Below are 17,907 nucleotides of genomic sequence, written 5' to 3'. Positions count from 1 at the left end.
GTATTCTCCTTTTATGATTTACTTCTTCATCAGATGCATCAGGTCGAAATGGTCATACGCCTTCTGAGTAGCCATTCTTCCACGAGACGTCCTTTGAATAAAGCCTTCTTTAAGCAGAAAAGGTTCAACCATATCTTCTATCGTCATCATTTCTTCTCCTATATTAGCCGATAAAGTATTCAGCCCTACTGGTCCGCCGTTATAAAGAGTGATCATGGTCTTGAGCAGTTTGTGATCGACGCTGTCCAGCCCCATATGATCTACACTCAGAAGATCTAAAGCTGAAGCAGCATTCTCCTTATCGACGATGCCTTCTCCTCTGACTTGTGCATAATCTCTTACTCGCTTGAGCAGACGATTGGCAATTCTGGGCGTGCCTCTGGACCTCCTGGCAATTTCCAGCGCCCCGTCTTCCACGATATCCGTCTGCAGTACAGATGCCGATCTAAGCACAATTTTTTCCAGCTCTTCCTTGGTATAGTATTCCATATGTGCCAGAATACCGAACCGGTCTCTCAGAGGTGCCGACAGTGATCCGGCCCGAGTCGTTGCACCGATCAATGTGAAAGGGGGAAGGGGAAAATGGACGGGATGAGCCGTTTCTCCCTGACCGATAATGATATCGACGTAGAAGTCTTCCATTGCGGAATACAGCATTTCCTCTGCAATCCTCGGCATCCGGTGAATCTCATCGATAAATAAGATCCCTCCTGGCTCCAGATCATTCAGCAGAGCCACCAGATCGCCTGGCTTTTCAATTGCCGGTCCGCTGGTTGTCCTGATTTCTGCTCCCATTTCATTGGCAATCACGATAGCCATGGTGGTTTTTCCGAGTCCTGGCGGGCCATAGAGAAGAACATGATCCAGTGCTTCTTCCCTGTTTTTGGCTGCTTCGATGTAAATCGACAGTTCCTTCTTTATTTTTTCCTGACCAAGATAATGAGCCAGACGTTGGGGTCTGAGCGTATGCTCCAAAGACTGTTCCTTCGAGTCCATCACCTGTTCAGATGTCAAATGTTGATTGTCTTCCATAACGTTCTCCTTTATTCACTGGCCTACTTTTTCATCAGATAAGACAGAGCTTCACGTATGTAAGCATCCGTACTCAGCTTCTTCCGATTATCAAACTGTTTTCTTGCTCTCGCTACATCTTTCTTTGTGTAACCCAGTGCCAGTAACGCTTCGATGGCTTCTTCAAAGGACTGGTTCGATCCCTCAGGCATATCAAAGACCTGCTGTCCTTCAAGGCCGTTTCCATCTGTTCCTTCAAATTCAGACAGTTTCCCTTTCAGATCGAGGACGATCTGCTGAGCAGTCTTTTTGCCCACACCAGGGAACTTGGTCAGAAATGTGACATTGTTGTCTTCAATTGCCTGAACGAAACCTTGGTGATTATCATTAGCCAGAATGGCCAGAGCAGATTTCGGTCCAATTCCTGACACATTGATCAGTTTCAGAAACAGATTCTTCTCCTGCATCGTCTTGAATCCAAAAAGCTGCATACTGTCCTGTTTAACATCCTGATAGACGTAGATCAGTATCTCCTGGCTCATCTGATCCGTATACCTGAAAGGATTCGCCATCAGAATCTTATATCCGATTCCCTGATTGTCGATCACAATATACCCAGGATAAAGGTGTGCGACGGTCCCTTTTATATATTCAAACATATCATTACCCTCACTTACCGTTAGTTAATCTTCACTATTATAACACAAAAACACCTGTCCATTAAGTCAAGTTAGGAACAGGTGTTTCAGTCTATCAGTTAGTTTAATTGAATTCCGCCAGATACTCGCCGTATCCTTCTTCCTCAAGCTTGTCCACTGGCACAAAGCGCATGGCAGCCGAATTGATGCAGTATCTCAACCCGCCTTTATTCTGTGGTCCATCTGTAAAGACATGTCCAAGGTGCGAGTCAGCTTCACTGCTTCTGACTTCTGTTCGTTCCATACCAAAAGTCGAATCTCTTTTCTCTTTAACTGTACGTTTCTTTATCGGTTTAGTAAATGATGGCCAGCCGCAGCCTGCATCATATTTATCATTTGAAGAAAACAGCGGTTCACCACTGACAACATCGACGAAAATACCGTCTTCGAAAAACTGATCATATTCACCAGTTCCCGGCCGTTCCGTTGCATTATTCTGCGTGACTTCATACTGGATCGGTGTCAGTTTCTTTTTCAGTTCTTTTTTATCCATGTGACGCCTTCCTTTCTTTAGTGAGGGTCCTGAATCCGTTTGAACATCTTTTCCATGTCATTTGTCGTGAAGCTGACCAGTACCGGCCTGCCATGCGGACAATTATACGGATTCTGAGTGTGTTTCAAATCTTCCAGCAGCTGCATTCCTTCCTGTGGCGAAAGGTAGTGATTAGCCTTGATCGACCGCTTGCAGCTCATCATGATGGCCGTTGCTTCCCTGAATTTGGCAACAGTCAAGCTTTTATGTGCTAAGAAAAAATCGATCATTTCCTTGACCGTTTCTTCCACCTGTCCGGCAATCATCCAATTGGGATGGTTCCTTAAAACGAAGCTGTTCTGACCAAAATCTTCCAGATGAATGGATGCTTCCTGCAGTTTATCTATATTCTCTCTGATGACGAGTGCTTCATCGGTAGGATAGTCAAGAACAAGCGGCACCAGCAGTTCCTGCAGGTCCGTACCATGTTCAGAAATCGTCGCCTTATAGTACTCATACTTGATTCTTTCCTGAGCAGCGTGCTGGTCTATAATATACAACCCTTTTTCATTTTGAGCAAATAAATAGGTCCCGTGCATCTGTCCAATATACTCAAGTTCAGGAAATGGGGAGTGTGTCTGGTTGATAGAATCGATTTTCATAGCCGTTCTCACAATCGATTCTTCATGATTTTCGAGGCCAGTTGTACTTCCTGGCTGACTGTCCTCTTTCAACTTAGAGTCTTCTACTTCTTCATTCCAGTTTTCAGCCTTGTTTAGTCCTACTTCTTCTCTCATAGTAAAACGCTGATCATCCTCCAGAACACGTTCTGAAGAGTGAGTTGAATAGCTATCAGAGACTCTCTGGTCGAACTGAAAACGTGTCTGTTCGGGCTTGACCATCTTGTCTGTCTGCTTTCTACTCTGCGGCTTATACACATTTTCTAGCGCATTAGGGATCCTGTTCTCCTGACTCAAACGTTCTTTAATTGTCTGGCTGATCAGCTGTCCGAGTTCCCGTTCATTACTAATGCGGACCTGCTGTTTAGTCGGATGCACGTTCACATCCAGCAGTAATGGATCCATCGTGATTCTGATTACCGCAACAGGGTAACGTCCAACCATCAATGTCGATCCGTAACCTTCAACAATGGCTTTATTCAAGGCATAATTTTTTATCACACGCCCATTCACAATTAGGGTAATGTAATTGTTGCTTGCTCTTGTCACCTCAGGAAGAGAAATGAATCCGTCCAGGTTGAAATCAAATGTCTCTTGACTGATATGCTTCATTTTACGGGCAGCATCAACGCCATATACCCCGGCAATTGCCTGAATCTGCTCTTTGTTTCCTGAGGTCCTAATCATGACGGAACCGTCCGACACAAGCTTAAAAGAAATTTCAGGGTGCGCAAGGGCAAATCGGTTGATCGCATCAGTAATATGCGACAGCTCCGTTTTCAACGTCCTTACGTATTTCAGACGGGCCGGTGTATTATAAAAGAGTTCATCTACAGTGACTGCCAGCCCTTGTCTTGACTTGGCTGCAGAATCTTCAACCACTTCTCCCCCTACCAGAACCAGTCGCCTGCCGGGTTGATTGCTTTGTGCTGTTTCTACAGTAACTTTGGATACAGAGGCGATACTTGGAAGAGCCTCTCCTCTGAAACCTAGGGTCCTGATTCGGAACAAGTCGTCATTGGAAATCAGCTTGCTCGTTGCATGGCGCTCAAATGCAGAAAGCACTTCTTCAGAAGCTATCCCCTCACCGTTGTCAATTACTTGTATTCGGTTCAACCCGGCTTCTTCGACAAACACTTCGATTTTCGAACTGCCTGCATCGATGGCATTTTCCACCAGTTCCTTCACCACTGAAGCTGGACGTTCGATCACTTCACCCGCTGCTATCTGATTGGCCAGGGTGGGCGACATGATTTGGATTTTTGGAGTCATTTGATCACTCAGCCTTTCACTCATCTGTCTTCATTTTGTCCTGCAGCTGACTTAATAGCTGCAATGCTTCGATCGGGGTCGTGTTGAGTACATTTACTTTCTGCAACGCTGCAATCACATCTTTTTCATTAGTCGTCAGATCATCAAAGAGATTCAGCTGCTCCTGCATCCTCAGACTGTCTTCATTCACAGTAACGGGTTGTTCCTCTTTATCTTCGAACAGATGGTCCTCCTTCTGTTCCAGATCAGACAGAATATGTCCAGCCCGGTCAAGGAGCGCGTCCGGAAGACCGGCTAATCTGGCCACCTGCACCCCATAACTTTTATCCGCCGGGCCTTTCATCATTTTGTGAAGAAAGACAAGGTTGCCCTCTTCTTCAACCGCACCAACATGGACATTTTTTAATCCTTCAAGTCTTTCTTCAAGGACTGTCAGTTCATGATAATGGGTTGAAAACAATGTTTTTGCTCTTATTTTATCGTGGACATACTCAATAATCGCTTCCGCAAGTGCCATGCCATCATAGGTGGCTGTCCCCCGGCCAATCTCATCGAACAGAAGCAGACTGTTCTCTGTAGCGTGCTGGAGAGCCTGATTCGTTTCGTTCATTTCGACCATGAAGGTGCTTTGTCCACCGATCAAATCATCCATCGCCCCTATCCGAGTAAACAGTCGGTCAAATACGGGGAGAGCGGCACTTTCTGCGGGTACAAAGCAGCCCATCTGAGCCATAATGACGCTGAGTGCCAGTTGTCTCATAAACGTGCTTTTACCTGACATATTCGGTCCAGTAATCAGAAGTATGGATGTCTCCTTAGTAAGATCCACGTCATTTGGCACATAAGACTGTTCTCCCATAACTTTTTCTACTACAGGATGTCTGCCGTTCCTGATATGGATATCCTGGCTATCAACTGAGAACTGTGGTCTCACGTAGTTGTATTCTTCACTGACCGAAGCGAAACTTTGAAGCACATCAATTTCTGCAACAGCACGAGCCAGCTTCTGCAATCTGTTGATCTCTTCTTTGACCATCTGACGGACATCCACAAACAAGTCATACTCGAGATTTTTTGACTTTTCTTCCGCTTCAAGAATCAGTGCTTCTTTTTCTTTGAGTTCAGGTGTGCTGTATCTTTCAGCATTTGCCAGGGTCTGTTTTCTTTCATAACGCCCTTCTTCCAGTTTGCTTACATTGCCTTTAGACACTTCGATGTAATACCCGAACACTTTGTTGAATCCTATTTTCAGATTCTTTATGCCAGTAGCTTCTCTTTCTTTCTGTTCGAGTTCTGCCATCCAGCGTCTGCCGTTAGTCATGGCTTCCTTATATTTGTCCAGTTGTTCATGGTAGCCTCTTCTGATTATCTCTCCATCAGTAACTGAGATGGGTGGGTCTTCGTCGATAGCCTGCTCGATAAGATCTCGCACGTCATCAATCGGATCCAGCTGACTTAAATAACTATCCCAGATCTTTTTTGTGTTGAGCCTGTCAACGATATCTGTCACGTGAGGAATCTGATCTAAAGACTGCTTGAGTTGGATCAGGTCTCTGGCATTGACCGTCCCAAAGGCTACTCTTCCTGCCAATCTCTCCAGATCATAGATGTTCTTCAGAACCTCGACCAGGTCATTCCGCTCAAAAAAGTGATTAAGCAGACCTTCTACTTTGTCCAGCCGCTCCTCGATCTGCTTCTTCCTTATCAGTGGTTTTTCAAGCCAGGATCTCAGCATGCGTCCTCCCATAGCTGTCTGGGTCTCATCCAGCAGCCAAAGCAAGGTACCCTTTTTTGATCCGTCTCTCAAGGATGTAGTCAGCTCCAGATTTCTTCTGGCATCCTGTCCATACAGCAGAAAGTTTCTTGTTTCATAAAACTGAACTTCCTGAAGGTGGTCCAGACTCCTCATTTGTGTTTCTGACAAGTAAGCCAGCAGCAGATCAATGACTCTGATAAGCGAGCTGTCCTGGACCAATTCAGTCAGACTGGATAATGGGTGCTGATAATCATCTGAAGAAGGATGCGAGACAGACATATTGTAGTGCTGAGCGAGCGTTTCCTGCAGGTCCAGAAATTCTCCCGGTTCAATGATCACTTCCTTACATTGGATCGATACCAGTTCGTTCACTGCTTCCTGAAGGGTCTCCACTTCAGTCACTTTGATTTCACCAGTAGTCAGATCAGCGTAGGACAGACCGATGTGCGGCTGCAGAGACGCCATAGCTGCTATATAATTGTTTTCTTTTGCCTCGACTGTCTTGGATTGCATGACCGTACCTGGCGTGACAACTTGGACAACCTCCCTTTTGACCATTCCCTTGGCCTGTTTCGGGTCCTCCACCTGTTCGCATATTGCCACTTTGTATCCCATTTCTATTAAGGTATCAATATATCCCTTGGCAGAGTGATGAGGCACTCCACACATGGGAATCTGCTCTTCCGCATTCTTATTTCTACTTGTCAAGGTCAGCTCAAGCAGCCGGGCAACCTTTACCGCATCATCAAAGAACAATTCATAGAAATCTCCTAGACGATAAAACAGAAAGGCATATGGATACTGTTTTTTTATTGATAAGTACTGCTCCATCATGGGAGTATGCTTAGTTTTCTGGGGCATTATGCTCACTCTTTCTAATGTCTATTGTTCAATTGGTTAACCGAAGAACGGGTTATCTTCGTCAATACGAATAGGCTTGATATCAACAGCTTTCCCGCTGGTATTATCTATCTCCAGATAACAGCCATTCAATCGCGTCCGACCCGTTTCCGGCACTTCAAACTGGTTAGGCATCTGAGTAGTAAATTTATGAAGAATAGAGTCTTTTTTCATCCCCAAAATACCATCATAGAAGCCTGTCATGCCTACGTCGGTCTGATAGGCGGTTCCTTTCGCTAAGATTCTCGAATCATTGGTCTGCACATGGGTATGTGTGCCAAGAACGGCAGAGACCTCTCCATCCATGAACCAGCCCATTGCTTCCTTTTCGCTAGTTGCTTCTGCATGGAAATCGATAAGGATATGAGGGGTGATTTTTCGTGCATCTTCAACAAGTGCCCGTCCGACCCGAAATGGATCTTCTAAATCAGCCATGAACGTTCGACCGTGAAGATTGATCACTGCCAATGTCTGCTGGTTGATTTTAATATATGCCAGTCCCTTGCCTGGGGTTACATCATTATCAGGATAATTAGCTGGACGAATCAGCTTTTTTTCATTGTCAATAAAGTCAAAAATCTCTCTCTGATCCCAAGTGTGGTTTCCCATAGTGACTAAATCGACCCCTGCTTGTAGAAGCTTTTTATAATCTCTTTCAGTGATCCCCCGTCCCCAAGCTGCGTTCTCACCATTAGCTATCGTTGCCTGAGGTTTATACTTTTCTTTTAACCGTGGAAGCCACTCTCTGACCATATCTACACCAAGTGACCCTACAATATCTCCTATAAATATTACTTTCATACTCAGACCTCTTTTCTAATCGCTCTCTCTATTTTAACAGCTTTATACTCCAAAAATCAAAATCATTCATACTACATAATGGATATAAAAAAGCCAATCATACAGACAAGATGTCTGCATGATTGACCTGTTTGTTATTTAGCGTATTCTACTGTTCTTGTTTCGCGTATAACCGTTACTTTGATGTGTCCGGGATAGTCCATGTCATCTTCTATTTGTTTACGTACATCTCTGGCAAGTTTAGACGTCATGCTGTCATCAAGCTCATCCGGCTTAACGATAATACGCACTTCACGTCCAGCCTGAATCGCGAAACTTTCTTTAACACCCTTATGGCTGTTTGAAATGCGTTCAAGGTTTTCAAGTCTCTGCAGGTAATGCTCCAGGGACTCACTTCTTGCTCCAGGTCTTGCCGCAGATATAGCATCTGCCGCTTCGACTAAGACTGAGATGACAGAAGTAGCTTCGACATCTCCATGGTGGGAAGCAATCGCATTTATTACCGTATCATTTTCCTGATACTTCATCGCGATTTGAGCTCCGATTTCCACATGCGATCCCTCTACTTCACTGTCGAGTGCTTTTCCAATATCATGGAGAAGCCCGGCACGTTTAGCCAGCTGAATGTCTTCACCTAGTTCAGCGGCCATAACCCCAGCAAGTTTCGCAACTTCAATAGAATGGTTCAACACGTTTTGACCATAACTTGTTCTAAAATGCAGACGTCCGACGATTTTCATCAGATCAGGATGAATTGAATGAATGCCTAGATCGAACATGGCTTCTTCTCCGATTTCTCTGATTCTTTCGTCCATTTCCTTACGGGATTTCTCCACAGCTTCTTCGATTCTACCAGGATGAATACGTCCGTCAGAAATCAGTTTTTCAAGTGCCATTTTAGCCGTTTCTCTTCTGATTGGGTCATATCCACTTAAGACGACTGCTTCAGGCGTATCATCAATAATCAGATCCATTCCTGTCAGACTCTCAAGCGTTCTGATGTTACGACCCTCGCGGCCAATGATGCGGCCTTTCATGTCATCATTTGGCAGACTGACCACACTTACAGTTGATTCTGTCACGCGATAAGCTGCACAGCGCTGGATAGCTTGTGTGACTAACGCTTTGGCTTTTCTGTCTGCTTCCACTTTAGCTTTATCCTCATACTGTTTGACCATGATAGCCATTTCACGAGACAAGTCGTCTTCCGTCTGTTTCAGTATAATAGATTTGGCTTCTTCTTCTGACAAAGCTGCAATCGTATGAAGTTTGTTCTGCTGTTCCTCAAGCAGGTCTTTAGCTGCCTGTTCCAGCTCTTCAACTTTTTTCTGACGTGCAGAAAGTTTATCCTCTCTGCTCTGCAGTGAACTTTCCCTTTTTTCCAAAGTACTTTCTTTTCGCCCTAGGTTATCTTCTCTTTGAGCTAGTCGATTTTCCTGGCGAGATACTTCAGATCGACGTTCCTTCAGCTCCCACTCTGCCTCTGTTCGATAAGAATGGATTTCTTCCTTTGCCTCCAGCAACGCTTCTTTTTTCAAAGTTTCAGCTTCTTTATTTGCGTCTTCAACAATGTCTTCAGCTGTTTGTTTAGAATTAGCTAATCTTTTCTCAAAACTCTGTTTTGTAAAATAAGATCCTACAACTACACCAATAATCAAAGCAACGATGATAGCGAAGGCTGTTAAAAGTATGTCCATCTAATCACCTCCGTATCAATATTTTGTTTTCATGTATAAAATAATCAGATATCGATTAAAATATCCTATAAAGGTTATTGTACACAATTAGTTCTGCTTCATTTTTTATAAAATAGAAACATACTAGTTTAATTTTATAGGTCTTTACATCTTCTGTCAACTAGCATTTAAGGGAGCTGACACAGTGAAAATAAAAAAACAACACCCTCCTATTAAGAGGATGCTGAGTCAGATTAATCTAGATCGAGTGTTTCAGGATCCGCACTTTCAATGATTTCTGTATCTTCTTCGTCACCGATGCCATAAGCAGTACGAACTTTCTTCTCAAGTTCTGCACGCATCTCAGGATGGTCGACCAGATACTGTTTTGCGTTTTCTCTTCCTTGACCGATTCTTTCATCACCATATGAGTACCATGCGCCTGCTTTAGTAATAATATCTGCGTCTGATCCCATATCTACGATTTCTCCGACTTGTGAGATTCCTTCGCCATACATAATGTCGACCATAGCCACTTTGAATGGTGGAGCAACTTTGTTTTTGACAATCTTGATTTTAGTACGGTTTCCAGTCATGTCCTGTCCGGATTTAATTGATTCTCCTCTTCTTACTTCCAGTCTCACAGAAGAATAGAATTTCAAGGCACGTCCTCCAGGCGTTGTTTCAGGATTACCAAACATGACCCCGACTTTTTCACGAATCTGGTTGATGAATAGAGCAATAGTCTTCGTCTTGTTGATCGATCCGGATAATTTACGAAGAGCCTGGGACATCAGTCGTGCTTGAAGTCCAATGTGTGAGTCTCCCATTTCTCCATCGATCTCAGCTCTTGGGACCAGCGCAGCAACAGAGTCGATGACTACCATATCAACCGCACCACTTGAAACTAAAGCATCCGCAATTTCAAGTGCCTGTTCACCCGTGTCCGGCTGAGATAAAAGCAGTTCATCAATGTCCACTCCAAGTGCTCTTGCATACTTAGGATCAAGTGCGTGCTCCGCATCGATAAAGGCAGCAATTCCGCCGTTGGCCTGTACTGAAGCTATCGCGTGCAGGGCTACGGTTGTTTTACCGGAACTTTCAGGACCGTAGACTTCAATAATACGTCCTCTCGGGTATCCTCCTATACCTAATGCAACATCCAGTGAAAGTGAGCCACTCGGTACTGTCTTGACCTGAGTGTCCACTTTTTCACCCATTTTCATAATTGACCCTTTACCATAACTTTTTTCGATTTTCTTCATTGCTGTTTCTAATGCTTTTGCGCGATCATCCGCCATTTAATTTCCTCCTGTATCCGTTCACTTGTCTTCTTAAATATAAAATAACTTTCTAATCTCTATGTCTATTTTAGACTGATGTATCAGAAAAATCAAGTTTTTTCGAACATTCATTCGGTTTATTTTTTATCTTCGCCATAAAAAATCGTATTCTCTATAGGCATGTCTTTCAGGACTCGTCTAACAAGTTCCAAGGCATTTTGCACAGCCAGCCGTCTGTTTCTATTCCGCTTATATCCGAAGTGAAAGTGTTTTGAAAATGATTGTTTATCTTTATATGCGATTCCTATATAAACCGTGCCTGGTATCTGGTCTTTAAGCGAACTCGGTCCTGCCACGCCTGTCAGTCCGACACCAATATCGGCATCAAACATAGCTCTGGATTTTTCAGCCATTTCTATCGCACATTCCGGGCTGACTACTCCAAATTTGTTGATTGTTTCTTTAGTGACTTTAAGAACTTTATTCTTTTTATCAGCACTGTAAGTTATTAATCCCCCTTCCAGAATAGAACCAGCAGACAAATCACTTGTCAGATCACTGAGGAAAGCACCTCCAGTCAGACTTTCTGCTGCTGTTATAGTCAAGCTTCGCTCGTTCAGCATATCTTTTATGACATCGGCCAGCCGCTTGTCACCATATCCAAAGAAGTAATCGGGCAATATCTCCATTATATCCTTTTCTATCTCGTCTATGGCTTCATTTCCCTGTTCCTCATTTTCAGCTTTTGCTGTAATTCTGACAGTTATTTCTCCGTCATTTGCATAAACAGCAACTGTGGGATTAGACTGATTTACTACGATATCCTGAATTTTTTCTGCCAGTTGTGCTTCTGTCAGTCCGAAAAACCGCATCACTCTGGAAACGAGCACCTGTTCATCGAGGATGTGCTTGACTATCTCTTCTTTCAGATAATTTTCAACCATCGGCTCCAGTTCGTCAGGTGGCCCCGGTAGGAGGGCATAATGGCGATTGTTCTGGGTCAGCATCATGCCTACTGCCAACCCTGTGTCATTAGTCAGCGGTCTCGAATCTGCAAAAATCAGAGCCTGGAGCTGATTGTTTTCAGGCATATTAAAATCAGAATTTTTATGATAGGTTATGATCTTGTTTTCAGTCTCTTCGTGAAGAATAAGATCGACATCCAAATAATTGGCTAGAGTTTTTTTCGTAATATCATCTTCTGTAGGCCCCAGACCACCAGATAATACAATCAGATCAACTCTTTGTTCAGCTTGCTTAATTGCATCAACCAGTCTTTCAGGGTTATCTCCTACTGTTACATGATGGTACACTTCGACTCCTAAAGCAGCCAGTTCTCTTGACAGGAATGCAGAATTGGTATTGACTACATGCCCAAGCAGCAGTTCCGTTCCTATTGAAATAATTTCTGCTTTCATAATGGCCTCCTATATATAATATTTACCTTTCATTCTATTTATCACTAATATTTTAACACATGAAAAAATAAACCATGTCAAAAAGAATTAAAAAGACATACAGACTCAAACCTGCATGTCTTTCATTATTCATTATTATTCTGAAAAAGTACCTGAGAACACATCTCTTGCCTCGTAAAAATAATTGACTCCTGAATATATCGTAAAGAAGAGACAGACATAGAGAAGGATTGTTCCTATAGAAACATTTAATCCACCAAAAGGAAAATCATTGATCAAAAGAAAAATAATTGCGAACATTTGAGTGTTTGTTTTTATTTTCCCGGGCCAAGCAGCTGCCATGACTGTTCCGCCCTGTTCCACGAGAATCAGTCTTAGTCCTGTGACAGCTAATTCTCTGGATACGATAACTGCCACTACCCATGAAGGAGCCATGCCAAGTTCAACAAGAAGGATCAGCGTCGACATGACCAGCATCTTATCTGCCAGAGGATCAGCGAATTTACCAAAATTTGATACGATGTTCATTTTTCTAGCTAAATAACCATCCAGCCAGTCTGTAAAACTCGCAACTGAAAACAAAATCGCTGCCACAAGCAGCTGAATATCGATATCTGAACCAAACACAGTCAGCGTGCCTAAATTTAGAGGAGCAAGGACCAGTACGATAAATATAGGAATCAGAAAAATTCTGAACAAGGTGATTTTATTAGGTAGATTCATTGTTTCCTCCTGATGAAAAAGACCAGACTGACGAAAGACTGGTCTTTTATCTTTCTATGATTAATTAAATGTGATGAACATTTCCTGTCTTACAGCTGTTGCTGCTTCGGCAAAAGGTAAGGATTCACCATTCAGTTCAATTGAAGTTGCAGGTGCATTTCCTATAACTATCGCAACCTCGGCTGCAGTTCCATCAAATGATACTTCAAGTGTTTCTCCGCTATTGATCATACCCTCTTCGACCGGTGATCCATCTATAGTTATTCTTACCCATGAGGCTGCTCCATCAGCAGACAAACTAAGCGTCTGGTTATCCGGATGAGTGCCTGATATTTCATAAGTCGTAGTTGAGGCCGTTCCATCTATTTCTTCAATGGACTGCTCTTCACTGTCCTCACCATTTTCTTCTTCAGTATCCTCTTCATCATTGCCCGACTCATCGTCACCGGTGTCTTGAGAATCTTCCTCCAGATCTTCTTCGGTATCTTCTTCTTCCGCATCGTCATTGTTGTCGACTTCAACAACACCAGCGCCCTCATCACCCTGGATAAAGGAATCACTGTCACCATTTCCAGCGCCACTGGTTACAGCTAAATATATTGCAAAGATAATTGCGATCACGAGCAGTACGATGAGTATTGTAGGAAGACTATCCTGTACCGTGGCCATAAACCCGGTCCGTTTAGTCTTAGAACGTGTCTGGGTGTTCTGAACACTTTTCGAGTATGTCGTTTCACTTACTTGAGGAATACTGTCCATATGATTATTGATCAGTTCTTCTCCATTTAATCCAACTGAATCTGCGTATTGTTTAATAAAAGCACGCGCATAAAAATTGCCTGGTAATACATCAAGGTTGCCTTTTTCAACAGCAATCAGATAGCGTTTTTGTATCTTCGTAATCTGCTGCAGATCATCCAGCGTGTACCCTTTAGCTTGACGAGCTTCTTTTAATTTCTCTCCTATTTCGTTCAAACTGTTTCACCTGCCTAGAGTATTTCATTTATTTATATGATTTAAAAGTCATTTCGTTTAAAGTTGTCATGATACAATGCAGGAAAAGAATGTGTTATATTCCATCCATCTTTACAAAGTATACCATAAGTGACTATACTCGTATAGTGAATAAACCCTCTAATCAAGAATCAATTTTTAACTTTTTAAGAATTTATTACAGCTATTGTGTATGTCAGCTGAGATAATGTATATACATACAACAAAAGGAATGTTATACATTCAAAAAACCAGGCACAAAATCGTATCAAAGATTTTGTGCCTGGTTATTTACATTAATTTGCGTAATTCATCAGCTTTATCAGTTTTTTCCCATGAGAGATCAACATCAGTTCTACCGAAGTGCCCATAAGCAGCTGTCTGTTTGAATATAGGTCGTTTAAGATCCAGCATTTTAATGATTCCAGCTGGTCTAAGATCAAAGAGTTCTCTTACAGCATTGATTAATCGCTCATTTGATATTTTCCCAGTTCCAAACGTATCGATAGAAATCGATACAGGCTGTGAAACACCAATAGCATAGGCTAGCTGAACTTCTACTTTATCTGCCAAATCCGCTGCTACTATGTTTTTAGCAATGTATCTGGCTACATAACTGGCTGAGCGGTCTACCTTTGTTCCATCTTTGCCGGAGAATGCTCCTCCACCATGACGAGCATATCCGCCATATGTGTCGACGATAATTTTTCTTCCTGTCAATCCTGCATCTCCTTGTGGTCCCCCCACTACGAAGCGCCCTGTCGGATTGATATAGTATTTCGTGTCATTATCCAACCATTTGGAAGGAATGACCTGAGTGATTACTTTCTCCATAATATCTTTTTCTAACAAATCTGCTGTGATATCCGGTCTATGCTGAGTACTGATGACAACAGCATCTATTCGTCTAGGATTATCATTTTCATCATACTCTACAGTTACCTGAGCTTTTCCGTCAGGTCTTAAATAATCCAAGCTTTTATTCTTCCTGACTTTAGCAAGCTGGCGCGTTAGTTTATGACTAAGCGAGATAGGCAATGGCATAAGCTCTGGCGTTTCTTTAGTTGCATAGCCAAACATCAGACCCTGGTCACCTGCACCTATTTTATCCAGTTTATCCTGAGCTTCTGACTTGTACTCAATCGAGTCGTCTACACCTACTGCAATATCTGGTGACTGATCATCAATCGACACCACTACTGCACATGTATCTGCGTCAAATCCGTATTTTGCACGGGTATAGCCTATGTCTCTAATAGTATCACGTGCAATTTTCTGCATATCGACATAAGTTTCTGTGCGTATTTCTCCTGCTATCAGAACGAGTCCTGTCGTAACTAATGTCTCACATGCAACTCTAGCTTCCGGATCTTTAGAAAGGATTGCATCTAAAATAGCATCACTGATTTGATCAGCAATTTTATCCGGGTGACCTTCCGTTACAGATTCTGAAGTAAATAATCTTTTTTCCATTAAATATTCCCCCTAATTTGTTCGGTTACAAGGCTTCCGACCGGTTGTGGCCGTCCTATCGGGAATTCATTGTAAACCTTAACCATTTTACCACAAATCAGAAATAAATACACGCTGCAGTTTTAGACTGGGCATATGCATTAATATAACCCCACATCATATAGAGGAATATGATATGATTAATAAGAATATAATAAAAGGAGTTGACTCTATGTCCACTTTGAACAACACGAAAAACATTGAAGTTATTCTTTATCTGCTTACGCCCGTTATTGGCCTATCCTATTCTATAATGTATGAACCGATAACATTACTTCCTCTTGTAATGCTTCTTACATATTTGTATAGCTTGAAAAGATTTGAAAAGAATAGCCAATCAGCCAGGGTTTCTAAATGGACTACACTTATCTTGCTGCTGGTGTCCTTAACTTATTTTTCTTACATTTATTCGCTCTTCTCACTTATATTATTATCCTCGACTGCTTTACTGTTGGGGTTGAAGCCTCAATTTTACAGCTATAATTTAATTACAGTGTACAATGTAATTAAATTGTTTTTACTGGTCGTCATTATGAACGCTTTTGCATTTTACAGTCAGACTCTTTTTATTTCCGCACGACTTATTCTATTTCTAATCATCCTATTCGTGATGTTCTCATTAACTTACATTAAAAATACCAAAAAAAGGAACCCCACTGGATGAGGTTCCTTTTTTACGTTTTTGACATAAAGCGGGTGAGGAGAATCGAACTCCCGACATCAGCTTGGAAGGCTGGGGTTTTACCACTAAACTACACCCGCATCATTATCATAGGTATATGGCGCTGGACAGAGTCGAACTGCCGACACACGGAGCTTCAATCCGTTGCTCTACCAACTGAGCTACAGCGCCTGTAAAAGCGGTCCCGACGGGAATCGAACCCGCGATCTCCTGCGTGACAGGCAGGCGTGATAACCGCTACACTACGGGACCTGTAAATATTCGAAAAGTTTATACTTGTAAACTTCTCAAGAAGCAACAATGTTTCAATAAGATACACTGTGGACTGGTGTCCAAGTGTACCATGTCTGTAATCACTGAAGCATCAACAGATATGGTAAAGGAGGATGTGGGATTCGAACCCACGCGTGCTTTTACACACCTGACGGTTTTCAAGACCGTTCCCTTCAGCCGGACTTGGGTAATCCTCCATTAAAGTAATACTATTTAATTACTATGACCCCTACGGGATTCGAACCCGTGTTACCGCCGTGAAAGGGCGGTGTCTTAACCGCTTGACCAAGGGGCCTATAAAATTAAAAAACGGAGAAGGAGGGATTTGAACCCTCGCGCCGGGAAAACCGACCTACACCCTTAGCAGGGGCGCCTCTTCAGCCACTTGAGTACTTCCCCATACCAATTAAAAATTGATATAATGGGCCTAAGTGGACTCGAACCACCGACCTCACGCTTATCAGGCGTGCGCTCTAACCGGACTGAGCTATAGGCCCCAAATAAATAGGCTGTATTTCAATAATACAAAGCGGGTGAGGAGAATCGAACTCCCGACATCAGCTTGGAAGGCTGGGGTTTTACCACTAAACTACACCCGCTAAAACGGTCCCGACGGGAATCGAACCCGCGATCTCCTGCGTGACAGGCAGGCGTGATAACCGCTACACTACGGGACCTTACGATTTATTCAACCTCTATGAGGTCGTCACACTGTGGACTGACGTCCAAGTGTATCATGTCTGTAATCGCTAAAGCTTCAACAGCCATGACAATTGCGGAGGCAGGACTCGAACCTGCGACCTCCGGGTTATGAGCCCGACGAGCTGCCAACTGCTCTACTCCGCGATAATATAAAAACCATTTAAGGTTACACTGCAAGCGGACGCTTGAGTGCCCCATGGCTGTAATCGCTGAAGCGTCAACAGCCATGGCAATGGACCTTGCAGGACTCGAACCTGCGACCGAACGGTTATGAGCCGTTTGCTCTAACCAACTGAGCTAAAGGTCCGCTTCCATAGCGGCGGAGGGGATCGAACCCCCGACCTCACGGGTATGAACCGTACGCTCTAGCCAGCTGAGCTACACCGCCATTTTAATACTAATCGGGAAGACAGGATTCGAACCTGCGACCCCTTGGTCCCAAACCAAGTGCTCTACCAAGCTGAGCTACTTCCCGAATGTAAAAGTGCACCCTAGAGGAGTCGAACCTCTAACCGCCTGATTCGTAGTCAGGTACTCTATCCAATTGAGCTAAGGGTGCTTTATAAGATCCAATGCCGAGGGCCGGAGTCGAACCGGCACGGAGAAAACTCTCCGCAGGATTTTAAGTCCTGTGCGTCTACCAATTCCGCCACCCCGGCCGGAAACATAAATCGTATATAAGGACAATTGGAATCGGTTTAAGCGGAAGACGGGATTCGAACCCGCGACCCCCACCTTGGCAAGGTGATGTTCTACCACTGAACTACTTCCGCTGGTAATAAAACAAAAATGCCGGCTAAAGGATTTGAACCCTCGACCCACTGATTACAAATCAGTTGCTCTACCAACTGAGCTAAGCCGGCTCAATGTTATGCGGATGGAGGGACTTGAACCCCCACGCCGTGAAGCGCTAGATCCTAAATCTAGTGCGTCTGCCAATTCCGCCACATCCGCATGTGGTATATATAAGATTGCTCTTATATATGAGCCGTACAGGATTCGAACCTGTGACCCACTGATTAAAAGTCAGTTGCTCTACCAACTGAGCTAACGGC

The 17,907-nt window shown here is 43.4% G+C and carries 12 protein-coding genes, 19 tRNA genes and 1 riboswitch; all 31 genes read right to left on the bottom strand.

Features of this window, described 5'->3' with window-relative positions; genetic code table 11:
* Positions 1-18: 18 nt before the first annotated feature.
* Entirely contained in the window at positions 19-1,032 is a 1,014-nt protein-coding gene (gene ruvB / locus ABFX15_RS01510) for a Holliday junction branch migration DNA helicase RuvB (protein ID WP_346023771.1), read from the bottom strand.
* Between the two features lie 23 nt (positions 1,033-1,055).
* A complete protein-coding gene (gene ruvA, locus ABFX15_RS01505; RefSeq protein WP_346023770.1) occupies positions 1,056-1,670 on the bottom strand; it encodes a Holliday junction branch migration protein RuvA in 615 nt (204 codons plus the stop codon).
* 103 nt (positions 1,671-1,773) lie between these two features.
* Positions 1,774-2,202: a peptide-methionine (R)-S-oxide reductase MsrB gene (gene msrB, locus ABFX15_RS01500; RefSeq protein WP_346023769.1), complete on the bottom strand. Its 429-nt coding sequence runs from the start codon at positions 2,200-2,202 to the stop codon at positions 1,774-1,776.
* A gap of 17 nt (positions 2,203-2,219) precedes the next feature.
* On the bottom strand, positions 2,220-4,133 hold the full coding sequence (gene mutL / locus ABFX15_RS01495; protein WP_346023768.1) for a DNA mismatch repair endonuclease MutL: 1,914 nt from the start codon (positions 4,131-4,133) through the stop codon (positions 2,220-2,222).
* A gap of 16 nt (positions 4,134-4,149) precedes the next feature.
* Entirely contained in the window at positions 4,150-6,750 is a 2,601-nt protein-coding gene (mutS, locus tag ABFX15_RS01490) for a DNA mismatch repair protein MutS (protein WP_346023767.1), read from the bottom strand.
* Between the two features lie 36 nt (positions 6,751-6,786).
* The gene (locus ABFX15_RS01485) at positions 6,787-7,590 is read right to left on the bottom strand and encodes a TIGR00282 family metallophosphoesterase (RefSeq protein ID WP_346023766.1); all 804 of its coding nucleotides are present in this window, start codon (positions 7,588-7,590) and stop codon (positions 6,787-6,789) included.
* A 134-nt stretch (positions 7,591-7,724) separates the two neighbouring features.
* Entirely contained in the window at positions 7,725-9,287 is a 1,563-nt protein-coding gene (gene rny, locus ABFX15_RS01480) for a ribonuclease Y (protein ID WP_346023765.1), read from the bottom strand.
* Between the two features lie 233 nt (positions 9,288-9,520).
* Positions 9,521-10,567 carry a recombinase RecA gene (gene recA / locus ABFX15_RS01475; RefSeq protein ID WP_091267217.1) on the bottom strand — a complete coding sequence of 349 codons (1,047 nt, stop codon included), beginning with the start codon at positions 10,565-10,567 and terminating at the stop codon, positions 9,521-9,523.
* Between the two features lie 119 nt (positions 10,568-10,686).
* Positions 10,687-11,967 (bottom strand): competence/damage-inducible protein A, encoded by a 1,281-nt coding sequence (locus ABFX15_RS01470; RefSeq protein WP_346023764.1) that lies wholly within the window; start codon positions 11,965-11,967, stop codon positions 10,687-10,689.
* A 135-nt stretch (positions 11,968-12,102) separates the two neighbouring features.
* Positions 12,103-12,690: a CDP-diacylglycerol--glycerol-3-phosphate 3-phosphatidyltransferase gene (gene pgsA, locus ABFX15_RS01465; RefSeq protein WP_346023763.1), complete on the bottom strand. Its 588-nt coding sequence runs from the start codon at positions 12,688-12,690 to the stop codon at positions 12,103-12,105.
* A 60-nt stretch (positions 12,691-12,750) separates the two neighbouring features.
* Positions 12,751-13,665: a helix-turn-helix domain-containing protein gene (locus tag ABFX15_RS01460; protein WP_346023762.1), complete on the bottom strand. Its 915-nt coding sequence runs from the start codon at positions 13,663-13,665 to the stop codon at positions 12,751-12,753.
* Between the two features lie 309 nt (positions 13,666-13,974).
* Positions 13,975-15,156 (bottom strand): methionine adenosyltransferase, encoded by a 1,182-nt coding sequence (gene metK / locus ABFX15_RS01455; protein WP_346023761.1) that lies wholly within the window; start codon positions 15,154-15,156, stop codon positions 13,975-13,977.
* Positions 15,154-15,236, bottom strand: a riboswitch (SMK box riboswitch). It overlaps the preceding gene by 3 nt.
* Before the next feature lie 650 nt (positions 15,237-15,886).
* A tRNA-Gly gene (locus ABFX15_RS01450) sits at positions 15,887-15,957 on the bottom strand.
* 18 nt (positions 15,958-15,975) lie between these two features.
* A tRNA-Phe gene (locus ABFX15_RS01445) sits at positions 15,976-16,048 on the bottom strand.
* A gap of 8 nt (positions 16,049-16,056) precedes the next feature.
* Positions 16,057-16,129 (bottom strand) — tRNA-Asp (locus ABFX15_RS01440).
* Between the two features lie 128 nt (positions 16,130-16,257).
* A tRNA-Ser gene (locus ABFX15_RS01435) sits at positions 16,258-16,347 on the bottom strand.
* A gap of 26 nt (positions 16,348-16,373) precedes the next feature.
* A tRNA-Glu gene (locus ABFX15_RS01430) sits at positions 16,374-16,445 on the bottom strand.
* Positions 16,446-16,460: 15 nt separating this feature from the next.
* Positions 16,461-16,549 (bottom strand) — tRNA-Ser (locus ABFX15_RS01425).
* A 23-nt stretch (positions 16,550-16,572) separates the two neighbouring features.
* A tRNA-Ile gene (locus ABFX15_RS01420) sits at positions 16,573-16,647 on the bottom strand.
* A 31-nt stretch (positions 16,648-16,678) separates the two neighbouring features.
* Positions 16,679-16,749: transfer RNA gene (locus ABFX15_RS01415), tRNA-Gly, on the bottom strand.
* A 5-nt stretch (positions 16,750-16,754) separates the two neighbouring features.
* Positions 16,755-16,827 (bottom strand) — tRNA-Asp (locus ABFX15_RS01410).
* A gap of 96 nt (positions 16,828-16,923) precedes the next feature.
* Positions 16,924-16,996, bottom strand: a tRNA-Met gene (locus ABFX15_RS01405).
* An 89-nt stretch (positions 16,997-17,085) separates the two neighbouring features.
* Positions 17,086-17,159, bottom strand: a tRNA-Ile gene (locus tag ABFX15_RS01400).
* A 7-nt stretch (positions 17,160-17,166) separates the two neighbouring features.
* Positions 17,167-17,240 (bottom strand) — tRNA-Met (locus tag ABFX15_RS01395).
* 13 nt (positions 17,241-17,253) lie between these two features.
* Positions 17,254-17,327: transfer RNA gene (locus tag ABFX15_RS01390), tRNA-Pro, on the bottom strand.
* Positions 17,328-17,337: 10 nt separating this feature from the next.
* Positions 17,338-17,411, bottom strand: a tRNA-Arg gene (locus ABFX15_RS01385).
* A gap of 14 nt (positions 17,412-17,425) precedes the next feature.
* A tRNA-Leu gene (locus ABFX15_RS01380) sits at positions 17,426-17,511 on the bottom strand.
* A gap of 42 nt (positions 17,512-17,553) precedes the next feature.
* Positions 17,554-17,625, bottom strand: a tRNA-Gly gene (locus ABFX15_RS01375).
* A gap of 17 nt (positions 17,626-17,642) precedes the next feature.
* Positions 17,643-17,715: transfer RNA gene (locus ABFX15_RS01370), tRNA-Thr, on the bottom strand.
* Between the two features lie 9 nt (positions 17,716-17,724).
* A tRNA-Leu gene (locus tag ABFX15_RS01365) sits at positions 17,725-17,806 on the bottom strand.
* Positions 17,807-17,836: 30 nt separating this feature from the next.
* Positions 17,837-17,907 (bottom strand) — tRNA-Lys (locus ABFX15_RS01360).

It is taken from the genome of Alkalibacterium indicireducens, assembly GCF_039522005.1.
GTDB lineage: Bacteria > Bacillota > Bacilli > Lactobacillales > Carnobacteriaceae_A > Alkalibacterium > Alkalibacterium indicireducens.
The sequence above is the reverse complement of the archived record's forward strand: the minus strand, read 5'-3'. Positions and strand labels throughout refer to the sequence as shown.

Excerpts from the sequence above, each read along its gene's own strand:
- ruvB (WP_346023771.1), bottom strand. The coding sequence starts at position 1,032 with ATGGAAGACAATCAACATTTGACATCTGAACAGGTGATGGACTCGAAG.
- msrB (WP_346023769.1), bottom strand. The coding sequence starts at position 2,202 with ATGGATAAAAAAGAACTGAAAAAGAAACTGACACCGATCCAGTATGAA.
- recA (WP_091267217.1), bottom strand. The coding sequence starts at position 10,567 with ATGGCGGATGATCGCGCAAAAGCATTAGAAACAGCAATGAAGAAAATC.
- rny (WP_346023765.1), bottom strand. The coding sequence starts at position 9,287 with ATGGACATACTTTTAACAGCCTTCGCTATCATCGTTGCTTTGATTATT.
- mutL (WP_346023768.1), bottom strand. The coding sequence starts at position 4,133 with ATGACTCCAAAAATCCAAATCATGTCGCCCACCCTGGCCAATCAGATA.
- pgsA (WP_346023763.1), bottom strand. The coding sequence starts at position 12,690 with ATGAATCTACCTAATAAAATCACCTTGTTCAGAATTTTTCTGATTCCT.
- ABFX15_RS01485 (WP_346023766.1), bottom strand. The coding sequence starts at position 7,590 with ATGAAAGTAATATTTATAGGAGATATTGTAGGGTCACTTGGTGTAGAT.
- ruvA (WP_346023770.1), bottom strand. The coding sequence starts at position 1,670 with ATGTTTGAATATATAAAAGGGACCGTCGCACACCTTTATCCTGGGTAT.
- mutS (WP_346023767.1), bottom strand. The coding sequence starts at position 6,750 with ATGCCCCAGAAAACTAAGCATACTCCCATGATGGAGCAGTACTTATCA.
- ABFX15_RS01470 (WP_346023764.1), bottom strand. The coding sequence starts at position 11,967 with ATGAAAGCAGAAATTATTTCAATAGGAACGGAACTGCTGCTTGGGCAT.
- metK (WP_346023761.1), bottom strand. The coding sequence starts at position 15,156 with ATGGAAAAAAGATTATTTACTTCAGAATCTGTAACGGAAGGTCACCCG.